Source organism: Pseudoalteromonas sp. NC201 (assembly GCF_002850255.1).
Classification (GTDB): domain Bacteria; phylum Pseudomonadota; class Gammaproteobacteria; order Enterobacterales; family Alteromonadaceae; genus Pseudoalteromonas.
Map to the genome: position 1 here is coordinate 2,249,940 of NZ_CP022522.1, position 13,127 is coordinate 2,263,066.

The window sequence follows — 13,127 nt, forward strand, 5'->3', positions numbered from 1 at the left end:
GAAAATGACAAAATTGATACACTCTCTCAAATTAGCGCTATGATATGCTTGTCAACGGCATGTTCAACCTATCATGAGATCACTACGAGGCGTGTAAAGCACAATTGCTATTAAGTTAAGTCCAAGAGCACCAAGCGAGATAAGAGCCAAATCGCAAGTTTATGGTTTTAAATCCGGCCGCGCTTCTGCAAAGCTTGTTGGTGACAAATACGACAATGGCGAGCTCAACTTTACGCACTTCGGAAAATTGAGTTATCTACTCGCAATTAATTTCGATGTTAAGAGGAGCCTCTTTGAAAAAGCATCTAAAGCGGTTACAACACCTTTAAAAAAACAGCCAAAGGTGCTTTTTCCTCCTTGCCATCTCTGTTATCGCCACTATATTTCTTGGTAAATATAGGTGCTTCAAGCACTAAATGATAAAGAAATAGTACAACGTCATAATGCACTACTGTGCTTTTTTATCAGAGACGCTTTCATAATATGTTGAGGGCCAGCAGGACCACCGAGGTATTTTTCATTTGTGTCTTCAAATCCACCTTTTAGGTAACAGGTAATCGCCGCTGGGTTTCTACAATTTACGGTTAAATATATTGACTCAAACTCTGGATAACTTGCCTGCGCATAAGGGACCAATGTACTCGCGGCTAATGTCCCTAGACCCTGACCTTGTCGCTGGCTATCTATGACAAATGCTCTTAAACCTAAACCGCTTTTTGGGCAAAACGAATATGTGTTCGAATATGCAATATCAAACTTAAAATATCCGATAATTTCATCAGCCACCTTTATGACATGCAAATGGGTGGTCTCACTTTGATCTTCTAAAAATGATTCAGCGGTACCGGCAAATTGAATTTGCTCCTCCGCAAGGTGTACTCGTTTCACTGCCTCTACATGAGTTGCGGTGAATGGCGCTAAGGTCAGCATGACTAAATCCTTCGTTGTCTAAGAGTTATACCATAACATAATACTCTCATTCGTTCCCAATAAGTTTACGGGCAATAAAACCTGTCTTTACTCCCTTATTTAAACTAAAGCTGTCGGTACCGAAATGAGCCACCACAAACAAAACAGACATAGAATATGTATACAGTGCATGAGAATTACTTTTACGTATTTTAAATGGCAGATCAAATTTGAGGAGAAAATAACCAAAGTACCACTTTGAAAAGTTAACAAGTAAACACGCTCTCTTAATGCACAAAAGTAACTTCGACTTAAATTTATCTCTGGCTCCGGAGCAAAAGGTAACTTTAGGCGTAATGCCTAAAGCGCCTCTCTCGCTTTAAAATCAAGTACTTGGGCATTGATACAATAGCGGTCTTGACCTTTTGGCCCTTCATTTTTAAATACATGACCTAAATGAATACCACTGCTTTTTGAGCGTATTTCAGTTCTCACCATTCCGTGGCTTAAATCTTTGTGATAGGTCACGCTGTCTTTTACTGGGTGGGTAAACGACAGCCACCCAGTGCCCGAGTTAAATCTATCTCGGGTGTCAAAAAGAACCTTGCCGCTTAATTTATCGATAAATACGCCATCTGGTGTGTTTTTAAAGATATCATACTGCTTGCAAAATGGTCGCTCTGTGCCTTTTTGAAAGGCAATGTCAAAAGCTTCTGATCGACCCAGCTTAAAAGCACCAAGTGCCTTGTAAAACTCTTCTCTCGCCATAAAACCTTGAAAGCCAAGAGACTCAACACCATTTTCAATAAATAAGATCGTTGGCGTCGCCCAAGTCGCGGTTTTTATCATTAGCCCCTCAAGTTGATCGGCATAGCGAAAATGCAGTGGGATATCACCTTGATAGTCGTTTAACACCTCTTTTTTTAGCTTCTCGCAATAAGGGCAATAGCTTTTAGCATCAACAATCACAATATGCTTACCTTGGGCTAGCATAGTGTTATCTGTTTTATCTTTCGTCACCTTTTCAAAGGTCACTCCCGTGCTGTGATCTGGGCAGTATCCCTTGGGATTCTTGGTTAAGTAGTTTTGATGATACTCTTCCGCTGGATAAAATTTTCTAAGCGGCTTGATCTTGGTTTGAATGTCGCCATAGCCTTGCTCAGATAATAAATGTTGATACTGCGCTTTTAATGTGTGGGCCTTGTCACTTTGCTGCTCGTCAGTGTATAGAATGATCGAACGATACTGCGTTCCAACGTCATTACCCTGACGGTTTTTCTGCGTTGGATCATGACTTTCAAAGTAGTACTTTAGCAGCGCATCGGTGGTGATAAGATTTGCGTTGTAAGTTACCTTTACCACCTCCGCATAGTTGTCTTCATCAAAGCGTCGGCTCGATTTAATGATTTCTCTATAACTTGGCTTAAACCCTTTACCGTCGGCATAGCCAGATTCAGCATCTATCACGCCCGTCATTTTTTCATAACGCTTTTCAGGACCCCAGAAACAACCGGAGCCCAACACTAACGTTTTAATATGGTTACTTGCGCCATCAACTTTAGGCTTTGGCATATCGGTCCCCGCGAGCGCCGATACACCCAAACCTAACATCATGATAAACCCTATCGATGCGGCCACCTGTAATGTTCTCATCACTACCCTCTCAATGCTGTATGTCACAACTAAGTATGACTATCACTTCATACTTATTGAACTTAATATGATTTACTGCGTATTAAATGAGACCGCTAAAGGTTAATTATCATTTCATCTAAAGTCGTTCATGATAGTGAAGTAGGCTGTCTGCAAAATAAAGGAATGGGTGTGAGTAAAATAAGTGAGAATCTCTATCAAAAGCTAACCAATGATGACGAAGCGCGTGCCTGTAAAGCGATTGACGATAAGGCGTGTAAAGAAGTTCCCGGTAACTACGTACTTATTTTATTGAGTCAACTATTTAGCAAATTAGGAGATGCCCTACTCAACCCAAAGATCACGCTACCTTGGCTGATGCAATCACTCGGTGCTCCCGCTTATATGATATCGGCTCTGGTCCCCATTCGCGAGTCCGGTTCACTGATCCCACAATTGTTTATTGGCCAGTGGGTGCGTAAGCACGCTAAACGAAAGCACCTTTGGTCTCTCGGCGCACTTACTCAAGCTATTTGTGTACTACTTATGGCACTGCTTGCATGGCAGCAAACTGAAAATCAATTATACGCTTGGTTGGTACTTGGATTACTGGCGATTTTTAGCATCGCCCGCAGCTTAAGTTCCGTGTCGTCAAAAGATGTCATCGGTAAAACTATCCCTAAACAAAAGCGCGGCCAGCTTAGCGGCCAAGCCGCCTCTGTCAGTGGACTTATAACCGTTACATTTGGTGTCGGGCTTTTTATCGCTGCCACTCAAGTAAACAACGTCAACTTTGTGATCACACTGGTACTAGCTGCAATCTTTTGGCTGATTGGTGCGTTAACGTTCTCAAAAATCAAAGAATATGAAGGGGCAACCGAAGGTGGTGAAAGCGGATTAGATAAAATAAAGCAAGATTTAGCACTGTTGAAAACCGATCCAATACTTAAAAAGTTCATTTTAGCCCGTGGATTGCTATTAAGTTCTGCGCTTATTCCGCCCTATTTCACCGTGCTGGCGCAGCAGAATATTGGCAACGGTGCATGGGTGTTGGCAGCTTTGTTAGCGGTGTCTGGACTTGCTAGTTTAGTCAGTGGTGCATTTTGGGGTCGCCTTGCCGATCAATCCAGTAAACACGTGATGATTTATGGTGCTACAATCACCGTTGCTATCACTGCTGTACTACTGGCAACTTCTTTATTTTATTCTTCACTGCTAGAAAAAATCTGGTTTATTCCACTTTGCTATTTTGTCATTGCCATCGCTCACCAAGGCGTGCGCGTGGGCCGCAAAACCTACGTGGTCGATATGGCCGAAGGAAACAAACGCACCAGTTACGTCACGCTTAGTAACACAATTATCGGTATTGTACTTTTATTAACAAGTGCACTTGGTGTCGTTGCCTCGGTATTTTCAATTAATGTGTTACTTGCACTCTACATTATGGTCACGATATTAGGCATCGTGCTGACAAGCCGCTTACCTAATGTCACTGAACGGTAAAAGCTGTTACTTCACCGACAAACTGTGTCTAAATTTCTCCAAATGAGGTAAAAACGCCGCAATTTTAGTTATCTGAGGATAAAATTATGTCATTGACTACGCGTTTTTCTGCTTTAGCGCTGGCGGTTGCCAGTATGACTTCTGCAAATGCCGCTGACTTTGAGTTCAATACCAAGCTTGCAGACGCTGATGCACTGGTACTTTTTCAAGCTGGTGAAAACCAAAGTAACCTAAAGTTCCTGGATAAAGACACTCGCAAACAATTGGCGCGCGCAATTGCTGCTGAAGATTTTAAAGGCGCGTATGGCAAAACAGTTGAAGTATTAGCACCTGTAGACTCTGATTATAAGCGTATCTTCATTGTTGGTTTAGGTGACGCAGGCGAACTCAACGCCAGCAAAATGACCAAACTTGGTGGTAACCTACACGCTAAATTCGAAGGTAAAAAGCTGGAGAATGTTGCGGTTGCATTCGAAGACGTTGAGGGAGCGCTTTCAAATGCAGAACTAGCAGCACAACTTGCACACGGTGCAAACCTTCGTGACCACACCTTCGAAGTATACAAAAAAGAGCCAAACACTTTTAACGTAAGCTATCACTTCGACGTTGCCGATAAACAAGCAACACAGGCTCAGTATAAAGCACTACAACACATTCAAGCTGGCGTGTTTTTAGCGCGCGACTTAACCTCTGAAGTCGCAACAGAAATGACTCCAGTAGACTTTGCAAAAGCGGCAAAGGAACTTGAACAATATGGCGTTGAAGTAAAAGTACTAGCACCAGCTGAACTTAAAGAACTTGGCATGGGTGCGCTTGAGGGCGTTGGCCGTGGTAGTGAGCACGGCTCTCGCTTAGTTGTTGCACATTATAAAGGTAACAGCGAGACACCAATTGCCCTGATCGGTAAAGGTATTACTTTCGATTCTGGTGGTTATAGCATCAAAACCGGCGCTTCGATCGCACGCATGAAATCTGACATGGCGGGCGCAGCTGCCGTGCTTGGTACAGTAAAAGCAATGGCGCTAAGCAAAGCAGACGTAAACGTGGTAGCAGTCATGGGTATGGCGGCAAATATGGTGTCTCAGTATGCAATTGCACCGGGTGATGTACTGCGCACTGCAGAAGGTATTAGCGTAGAAGTGGTCAACACAGATGCTGAAGGCCGTTTGGTGCTGTCTGATGCGATGTGGTATGCACGTAAACATTACAGCCCTGAGATCATGATTGACGTCGCGACATTAACGGGCTCTAAAATTCGTGCTGTTGGTAACGAATATTCAGCAATTTTCTCTGAAGATGATAGCTTAATTACAGAATTTACCAACGCAGGTAAGGTTGTGAACGAAAACGTATGGCGTCTACCGCTTGGCTATAAGGACAAACTAAAATCTGACATCGCCGATTTCCAAAACGTAGGTTCAGGTGGTCCTGGTGCAACAACTGCTGCGACTTTCCTACAACAATTTGCAGGTGACACCCGTTGGGTTCATATCGATATTGCCGGTAACGCACTTTCAAGCTCAGCCAAAGACGAAGTACCAACTGGTGGTACAGGCTATGGCGTTCGCCTCTTAAGCGAGTGGCTATTAACTGCTAAATAAATCCTCAGATTTTAAGCCGTGTTTAAACACGGCTTTTTTGTGACTGCAACAAAATGGCAACTGATAGCAATAACTTCGTTTCAATTGCGAGGTGTGTTATAAGAAATATAACGTTTACCAAAGCAACCAATTGTTATTGTCTATGTCCGATGTGAGTTGTTATCTATTAGGTGAGCAAGCAATTGTTATAAATGCAACATGTTTGCCTGATAGCAAAAGTCCAATTAATCAACGACTGTTCGCCCTCAAGAAATGGCTTGATAGTAGCGGTGATTTTATTGATGTGGTGCCTGCCAAATCTTCCGTTACTGCCTATTTAAAAGACCCCCGTAAAGCCGAACCGTGGCAACATAAAATCCAAGCACATTGGCAAGGCCTAGAGGTAGCAGAGGTAAAGCCAACACACCATCATATTGAGGTGTTTTATGGCAAAGAATTCGGACAGGATTTTGAACGCATAGCGGACGAATTACAACTGACACCAAAACAGCTTATCGAGCTGCACTCAAGCGTTGATTATCAAGTACAATTTATTGGCTTCTTACCCGGTTTTGCTTACTTGTCAGGGTTACCAGCTGCGCTTCAATTACCCAGAAAATCCACACCAATTACCAAAGTCCCCAAAGGCAGTATTGCCATCGCAGACAGCTACAGTGCAATTTATCCGAGTCAATCTCCCGGTGGTTGGCATTTACTTGGACAAACCAATACTACGCTATTTGACCCAAATTCTGCATCAGCAAGCTTGCTGCAACCAGGAGATATCGTGCGTTTTGTGGAGAAATCATGCTAGAAGTTATTAAACCTGGGCCACTTTCAACTATTCAAGACATTGGCCGTCAAGGACTTCGCCACTTAGGAGTAAGTCAAGCAGGTGTCATCGACCCTGTTGCGCTTAAACTTGCAAATACACTCTTGTCAAATGACGACGATAATGCAGCTATTGAAGTGACCATTGGCTTATGTGAATTTCACTTCCACGCCCCCACTAACTTTGTTATCACAGGGGCAGATCTCAATGCTGCTTTAAACGATGAAGTGATATACCCTTGCTGGCGCTACAGCGCTAAAGCTGGAGATAAGCTAACATTTAAACAAAACCGCGATGGTTTACGCGCTTATTTGGTGGTCGAAGGTGGATTTACCAACATAGACAAGCTGCTTGGGAGTTATTCAACCGATCTCATGGCAGGCTTTGGGGGTATAAGCGGCCGAGCTCTTAAACAAGGGGACAAGCTGAGCTACACGCCAAGCACTGCCAAGGACGCCGTTGGTGGCCTGCAGCCCAGCTACGAAAAGCTCATTCATTTTATCCCAGGCCCACATCTCGAGTTAATTTCCAAACAGACACTGAGTGTATTAAACGACACCATTTGGAAAGTAAATCCCAGCAGTAATCGTATGGGTATTCGCCTAAGTGGCCATAGTAGCCTAGTGCATGCACATAATATTGCAACCCAAGCTGTCCACCCAGGCGTTATTCAGCTCCCCCCTAGTGGCGAGCCCATTATCCTATTGAATGACTGCCAAACCACAGGCGGTTATCCAATTATTGGTACCATCATTCAAGCCGATATGCGCCACTTGAGCCAATTGGGCGCGGGCGATTGTATCCATTTAAAATCAACATCCCTTATAGATGCAGCAAAGGAATCTCACCGAGTACAGGCGCATCTCAATCAGCTAAGGCTAGCGCTTAAAAATAAAGAACAACAAAATGACTGAGCTAAATCTCCTTCCTCTTTCGGGCATTGCTGTGATTGTTATTGGCTTTGCTCTGAGGTTTAATCCCTTGTTGGTTGTCACCTCGGCAGGTCTAGTTACTGGTTTTGCCGTTGGGATAGACTTTGTCGACTTAATTGCCACCTTTGGCGAAAAGTTTATGAACTCTCGCCAGCTTGCAAGCTTTCTACTTATCTTACCCGTGATTGCAATTTTAGAACGTTACGGCTTACAGCAGCGCGCTAAAGCTTGGGTTGCGGGCATAAAAGGGGCGACCACTTCTCGAATTTTAAGTATGTATTTTGTGGTCCGTGAGTGCTCCGCTGCGCTGGGGTTAATCAATTTAGCGGGCCAAGCGCAAACCGTTAGACCACTGCTCGCTCCGATGGCGATAGGCGCTGCGGCAAACCAATACGGCGACCTGCCACAAGATGTAAAAGACATGATAGGCGCACATGCTGCGGCCTGCGATAACATTGCCGTGTTCTTTGGTGAGGATATTTTTATCGCCTTTGGTGCTGTACTACTAATGGATGCATTTTTAAAAGAAAACGGCATTGCCGGGATTGAACCGCTACATATCGGACTTTGGGCAATACCAACCGCAATTGCCGCGCTCATTGTTCATCTTTTCCGGTTAGCGCGATTTGAGGCAAAAATCCGGGCAGAAATTGCGCGCTGTCAGCAGCAACAAAGCGAAGAAGAGCAAACACCTAGCAATACAAATTCAGCGCTTAAGGAGGAGTCATTATGAGCTTAATGAACACTCCTGACGCGCAATCTAGCTTACTTTCAATTGACAACATCTATTTATTAATTGGCTTTATTGTGATGTTTTTAGTGGTGAAAACGCTACAAGATAAGGCCCATCCTAAGCGCCTCACCACCGCCCTATTTTGGTTTTTATTTGGCTCTGTCTTTATCTTTGGTGATGCTTCTATCGCGTTGATTGGTGAGCGAAATACTTATTTATGGATTGGCATCAACGTGGTGATCATCGCACTACTTGCAGGTATGAATATGGTTTCCATGGGAAATTACGAAATGCCGTGCGAACGAGCCAAAACAGAAGATGCAAATCGGTTTGGTAATAAATTGTTTGTTCCTGCTGTACTTATTCCAATAGTTACCGTTATCTGCACTATCATCTTAAGTGAGATCCAGCTCGGCGATTTTTATCTATTCGATCAGGAACATGTGACGCTTTCAGCACTGACACTCGCTTGCACCATCGCATTGCTGGTGAGCTGGAACATAACCAAAGGCAGTCCACTACAAGCACTTTCTGAGTCTCGTCGCTTGGTCGACTCAATAGGCTGGGCAGCAATATTGCCACAGATGCTTGCAATGCTTGGCGGCGTATTTATCGTCGCCAACACAGGCACTGCAATCCAAGACTTAGTGACATTATTTATTTCGCCAGATAACCGTTTTATGCTCGTTGTACTGTATTGTGTGGGCATGGCACTCTTTACCATGATTATGGGCAATGCTTTTGCCGCATTTCCGGTAATGACGGCGGGTATTGCGCTGCCATTTTTGATTCAGGGGCATGGCGCTGATCCTGCGCCGCTCGTCGCAATTGGCATGTATTCGGGTTATTGCGGAACACTGATGACACCGATGGCCGCTAATTTCAACATAGTGCCAGCGGCACTGTTAGATTTAAAAGATAAATACCAAGTCATTAAAGTGCAAATACCAACCGCTATAACGTTATTGGTGATTAATATTTTTCTTATGTACGGAGTCGTTTTTTAATGTCCAGTTACAGTAAACCTTGTGTCCTCGTTACTGGGTTCACCCCATTTGGTGGTGAGTCCATCAACCCTTCATGGCAATTAGCTCAGCTATTAGAAGGTGAGACCATTGAAGGCCACCTGATCCACACAAAAGAGTTACCTTGTGAATTTGACAAAAGTATTGAGTCTTTAACACAAGCGATAGATAAGTATCACCCAAGCATCGTGATCTGTTTAGGCCAGGCTGGTGGACGCTGTGATATCTCCATCGAACGTATCGCGATTAACGTTAACGATGCCAGAATAGCCGACAACGCAGGAAACCAGCCGATAGATACACCAGTCGTTACACACGGACCCGATGCTTACTTTGCCTCTTTACCAATAAAAAGTATGCTAAGTAGTGCGATTCAGGCGGGAGTTCCTGCAAGTATTTCTAATACTGCGGGCACTTACGTGTGCAACCATGTGATGTATGGATTACTGCACTATCTTAGTACACATGACTTAGCGTGCCGTGGTGGCTTTGTGCATATTCCATACTTGCCCTCCCAAGCGGCGCACCACCCTGGTGCACCCAGTATGGACATTGACACCCTAGTTAAAGGAATAAAAATCCTATTAACCAGTGCCATTACACAAAAGCAAGATATTAAGCTTGTCGCTGGAACGACACACTAATAAGAATCGCCCTACAATGGTGCAAGATTGCACCATTGCACATCACAAAAAATTCACATTTTCTCTATTTCATTGTGTGACTTATCAAATTATTTTTGGTAGAACTTAAACTATCTCATGGTAACTATGCTTCCATGAGCAATAATAATTTGTTGATATTATCAACACATAAATAGGAATGAGGAAATATGTGTTCAATTTTCGGCGTACTTGACATCAAGACCGATCCCCTTGCACTTCGAGAGCAAGCGATCGAAATGTCAAAAAAACTAAGACACCGTGGCCCCGACTGGTCAGGGGTATATTCAAGTGAAAAAGCCATCCTAGTTCATGAACGTTTGGCAATTGTCGGCGTTTCTAGCGGCGCACAACCATTATTTAACCCTGAAAAAACACATATTTTGGCGGTAAATGGTGAAATTTATAATCATAAAGAGCTTGCAAAAGCACTGACCGTTCCATTTGAATTTCAAACAGAGTCAGACTGTGAAGTGATCTTGGCGCTATACAAGCAAAAAGGCCCTGAGTTTTTAGATGATCTCAATGGAATTTTTGCATTTTGTTTGTACGATGAAACGGAAGATGCCTTTTTAATTGGTCGTGATCATATCGGTATCATTCCACTTTACACTGGCCGTGATCAAAGCGGTAACCTCTATGTCGCCAGCGAAATGAAAGCGCTCACACCTATTTGTACACAAATTGAAGAGTTTCCTCCTGGCCATTATTGGTATTCAAAAGAAGGGGGTCCAAGAGAGTATTACCAACGCGACTGGCAAGCGTTTAGTGCTGTAAAAGACAATGAGGCCAGCCCCGAAGCGGTTAAAAATGGGCTAGAAGCCGCAGTAAAACGCCAATTGATGTGCGATGTGCCATATGGAGTGTTGTTGTCTGGTGGTCTCGATTCTTCTGTGATTTCCGCTATCACACAAAAGTTCGCAGCAAAGCGTATCGAAGATGATGATGCTTCCGATGCTTGGTGGCCAAAACTTCACTCATTTTCCATTGGCCTGGAAGGTTCACCCGATCTCGCTGCAGCACAAAAGGTAGCGGATAAAATCGGCACAGTTCACCATCCCATTCACTTTACCGTACAACAAGGGATTGATGCCCTTAAAGAAGTGGTCTATCACCTAGAGACCTACGATGTCACAACCATTCGCGCTTCTACTCCTATGTACCTCATGGCACGCTACATTAAAGCAATGGGCATTAAAATGGTGCTATCGGGTGAAGGGGCCGATGAACTATTTGGCGGCTATTTGTATTTCCACAAAGCACCAAATGCAGAGGAGTTTCACAATGAGCTAAACCGAAAGGTCTCGAAACTGCATATGTTTGATTGCTTACGTGCAAATAAGTCGATGGCAGCTTGGGGGGTTGAAGCACGTGTTCCCTTCTTAGATAAAGAATTTGTCGATATTGCCATGCGTACCAACCCAGACTACAAAATGTGTAAAGATGGCCGTATCGAAAAACACATTATCCGTGAGGCGTTTGATGGCTATTTACCCGATGACGTATTGTGGCGCCAAAAAGAGCAGTTTTCTGATGGCGTAGGCTATAGCTGGATCGATTCACTAAAAGAGTATGTCAGTCAGCAAGTGAGCGACTCGGATCTTGAAAACGCCCACTACCGCTATCCAATCAATACACCGGATAGCAAAGAAGCCTATTATTATCGCACCATTTTTGAGTCGCATTTCCCAGGAGAAGCGGCAGCTAAGTGTGTTCCTCACGGCAAGTCTGTGGCGTGTTCAACGCCCGAAGCGCTTGCTTGGGACGAGTCTTTCCAGCGCAATGCCGATCCATCAGGTCGCGCAGCAAGCTCACACAACGAAGCGTATAATCAAAAATAAGAAAGTAAAAAAGGGACGCTCGTCCCTTTTTAAAAAACTGACAGTGTTTGAATTAAATAAAACGCTTGATAATAAAGTCGACTTTCACACGCTTAGCCTGGCCAAGAAGTTTTTTCACAGGTGCTGGATAATCCGCTAGTGTCTCGAGATCATCGTGGCTGTCGATGCGGCGACAATGTTTCAATATCTCTTGTTTTTCTAACTCGATTTGAGGCAACAATGCTTTATCGAGATCTTCTATTAGAATGCCATTTTCAATATCTAACCCCCATGCCCTTGGGTTGAGGTTATGACCACTCATTAAATGCGTATCGCCATCTTTGCTCACTCCCTTCAAGTGAAACGAGTTGTTGCCATCTTGCCACAGATACACATCCAACAATCCGGCAGTTATGAAGCGGCGTTGCGACTTGATAAATTTATACAAAATGGTTTCGTACAAATACGGAAGCGCTCCAATTCGGCTAAATGGCTGCTCTGGACTGATATAGAAATCATTTGCCGTTTTATCCCCCACCACTATTGTCACCTTTTTACCTGTTTTCAGTAAACGACGTAATGAGCGAAGTAAAGGAGCCGGAAAATTGAAGTAAGGGGTGTAAAGCACTAACTCTTGTTCAGTGGTATCGAAAAGCGCCTTAATAAGACGGTTTAGCTTATTAGTTCTACGACCAAAACCTAAAAATGGACGAACCGTAAGACCTTCTCGACTGTTCGCCTTTGAAATATCATAACTGGCCTTTTTCAACTGTTTCATCAGCTGTTTTTGCTCAGTACGAATGTCGAGTAAAGTAGGTAATGGACGGATGTCGAGTCTAGGTACTGCGTCAGACGCTATCAGCACTTGATCGGTAAAGTGGCAAAAGCTATCCGCGAGCTGTGCTTGTTTAATCACAAAATAGCGGTCTAGACGGTATTTTTCATCATGATGCAAATAGACATTATTTAAACTAGCACCGCTATAAAGCAGGATATCGTCAATAACAAAGCCTTTTAAATGCAACACGCCAAAAAGTTCTTTTGCTTTTACCGGCACACCATACACTTCAACTTGAGTGTCCAGTTGCTCTTTTAAATCACAATATAGCTTGGCGTTGCCTTCTGACTTTTCAGCGCCAATGAGGCCGCGTTGCGCACGGTGAAAATCAACCAACACTTTTACCGTTAAGTCTGGATTTTGCTGTGCAGCCTCGTGCAATGCGTGCAATATCTCACGACCCGCCTCATCATCTTGTAAATAAAGTGCGGTGATATAAATACGCGTTTTTGCCTGTGAGATCAGTTGTAAAAGTGTCTGATGATATTGCTTAGCATCAGTTAACACCTCACAATCTTGTGCACTTAACCCGAAGCCTGGGGTATTCTGCCAAAATGCCATATGTACCTTTTCAATTAGGCTATCAACTCTTGATAGCAAAACAAAATTCTCTAAAACATATCAAAAAAAAAACCTGAGGTCATGAAATACTGCTGTTTTT

Annotated in this window: 11 protein-coding genes; 8 read left to right on the plus strand and 3 right to left on the minus strand. The window is 43.6% G+C overall.

Features of this window, described 5'->3' with window-relative positions:
- Positions 1 to 438: 438 nt before the first annotated feature.
- Entirely contained in the window at positions 439 to 930 is a 492-nt protein-coding gene (locus PNC201_RS09415; protein WP_010604901.1) for a GNAT family N-acetyltransferase, read from the minus strand.
- 339 nt (positions 931 to 1,269) lie between these two features.
- Positions 1,270 to 2,562 (minus strand): peptide-methionine (S)-S-oxide reductase MsrA, encoded by a 1,293-nt coding sequence (msrA, locus tag PNC201_RS09420; RefSeq protein WP_442793306.1) that lies wholly within the window; start codon positions 2,560 to 2,562, stop codon positions 1,270 to 1,272.
- 165 nt (positions 2,563 to 2,727) lie between these two features.
- Between msrA and PNC201_RS09425 the strand changes: the two genes are divergently transcribed.
- The 8 genes from PNC201_RS09425 to asnB all read left to right on the plus strand — a co-directional run bounded on the left by PNC201_RS09425 (position 2,728) and on the right by asnB (position 11,649).
- Positions 2,728 to 4,044, plus strand: coding sequence for an MFS transporter (locus tag PNC201_RS09425; RefSeq protein ID WP_010604904.1), 1,317 nt, complete (start codon positions 2,728 to 2,730; stop codon positions 4,042 to 4,044).
- An 86-nt stretch (positions 4,045 to 4,130) separates the two neighbouring features.
- Complete coding sequence (locus PNC201_RS09430) at positions 4,131 to 5,645, plus strand: leucyl aminopeptidase (protein ID WP_102056900.1); 1,515 nt, start codon at positions 4,131 to 4,133, stop codon at positions 5,643 to 5,645.
- 142 nt (positions 5,646 to 5,787) lie between these two features.
- A complete protein-coding gene (gene pxpB / locus PNC201_RS09435; RefSeq protein ID WP_102056901.1) occupies positions 5,788 to 6,438 on the plus strand; it encodes a 5-oxoprolinase subunit PxpB in 651 nt (216 codons plus the stop codon).
- The gene (locus PNC201_RS09440) at positions 6,432 to 7,370 is read left to right on the plus strand and encodes a biotin-dependent carboxyltransferase family protein (protein ID WP_102056902.1); all 939 of its coding nucleotides are present in this window, start codon (positions 6,432 to 6,434) and stop codon (positions 7,368 to 7,370) included. Before pxpB ends, PNC201_RS09440 begins: the two co-directional genes overlap by 7 nt.
- Complete coding sequence (locus tag PNC201_RS09445; RefSeq protein ID WP_010372454.1) at positions 7,363 to 8,121, plus strand: DUF969 domain-containing protein; 759 nt, start codon at positions 7,363 to 7,365, stop codon at positions 8,119 to 8,121. Before PNC201_RS09440 ends, PNC201_RS09445 begins: the two co-directional genes overlap by 8 nt.
- A complete protein-coding gene (locus PNC201_RS09450; protein WP_102056903.1) occupies positions 8,118 to 9,128 on the plus strand; it encodes a DUF979 domain-containing protein in 1,011 nt (336 codons plus the stop codon). The genes PNC201_RS09445 and PNC201_RS09450 overlap by 4 nt, the downstream gene beginning before the upstream one ends.
- Positions 9,128 to 9,790: a pyroglutamyl-peptidase I gene (pcp, locus tag PNC201_RS09455; protein WP_010604909.1), complete on the plus strand. Its 663-nt coding sequence runs from the start codon at positions 9,128 to 9,130 to the stop codon at positions 9,788 to 9,790. The genes PNC201_RS09450 and pcp overlap by 1 nt, the downstream gene beginning before the upstream one ends.
- A 188-nt stretch (positions 9,791 to 9,978) precedes the next feature.
- Positions 9,979 to 11,649 carry an asparagine synthase B gene (asnB, locus tag PNC201_RS09460; RefSeq protein ID WP_045988083.1) on the plus strand — a complete coding sequence of 557 codons (1,671 nt, stop codon included), beginning with the start codon at positions 9,979 to 9,981 and terminating at the stop codon, positions 11,647 to 11,649.
- Positions 11,650 to 11,701: 52 nt separating this feature from the next.
- Here the strand turns inward: asnB and pssA are convergent, their stop codons facing one another.
- Entirely contained in the window at positions 11,702 to 13,027 is a 1,326-nt protein-coding gene (gene pssA / locus PNC201_RS09465; RefSeq protein WP_102056904.1) for a CDP-diacylglycerol--serine O-phosphatidyltransferase, read from the minus strand.
- Positions 13,028 to 13,127: the final 100 nt, after the last annotated feature.

Coding starts and splice junctions, on each gene's coding strand:
- PNC201_RS09415 (WP_010604901.1), bottom strand. CDS start 930: ATGCTGACCTTAGCGCCATTCACCGCAACTCATGTAGAGGCAGTGAAA.
- msrA (WP_442793306.1), bottom strand. CDS start 2,562: ATGAGAACATTACAGGTGGCCGCATCGATAGGGTTTATCATGATGTTA.
- PNC201_RS09450 (WP_102056903.1), top strand. CDS start 8,118: ATGAGCTTAATGAACACTCCTGACGCGCAATCTAGCTTACTTTCAATT.
- pssA (WP_102056904.1), bottom strand. CDS start 13,027: ATGGCATTTTGGCAGAATACCCCAGGCTTCGGGTTAAGTGCACAAGAT.
- PNC201_RS09440 (WP_102056902.1), top strand. CDS start 6,432: ATGCTAGAAGTTATTAAACCTGGGCCACTTTCAACTATTCAAGACATT.
- PNC201_RS09445 (WP_010372454.1), top strand. CDS start 7,363: ATGACTGAGCTAAATCTCCTTCCTCTTTCGGGCATTGCTGTGATTGTT.
- PNC201_RS09425 (WP_010604904.1), top strand. CDS start 2,728: ATGGGTGTGAGTAAAATAAGTGAGAATCTCTATCAAAAGCTAACCAAT.
- PNC201_RS09430 (WP_102056900.1), top strand. CDS start 4,131: ATGTCATTGACTACGCGTTTTTCTGCTTTAGCGCTGGCGGTTGCCAGT.
- pcp (WP_010604909.1), top strand. CDS start 9,128: ATGTCCAGTTACAGTAAACCTTGTGTCCTCGTTACTGGGTTCACCCCA.
- pxpB (WP_102056901.1), top strand. CDS start 5,788: ATGTCCGATGTGAGTTGTTATCTATTAGGTGAGCAAGCAATTGTTATA.
- asnB (WP_045988083.1), top strand. CDS start 9,979: ATGTGTTCAATTTTCGGCGTACTTGACATCAAGACCGATCCCCTTGCA.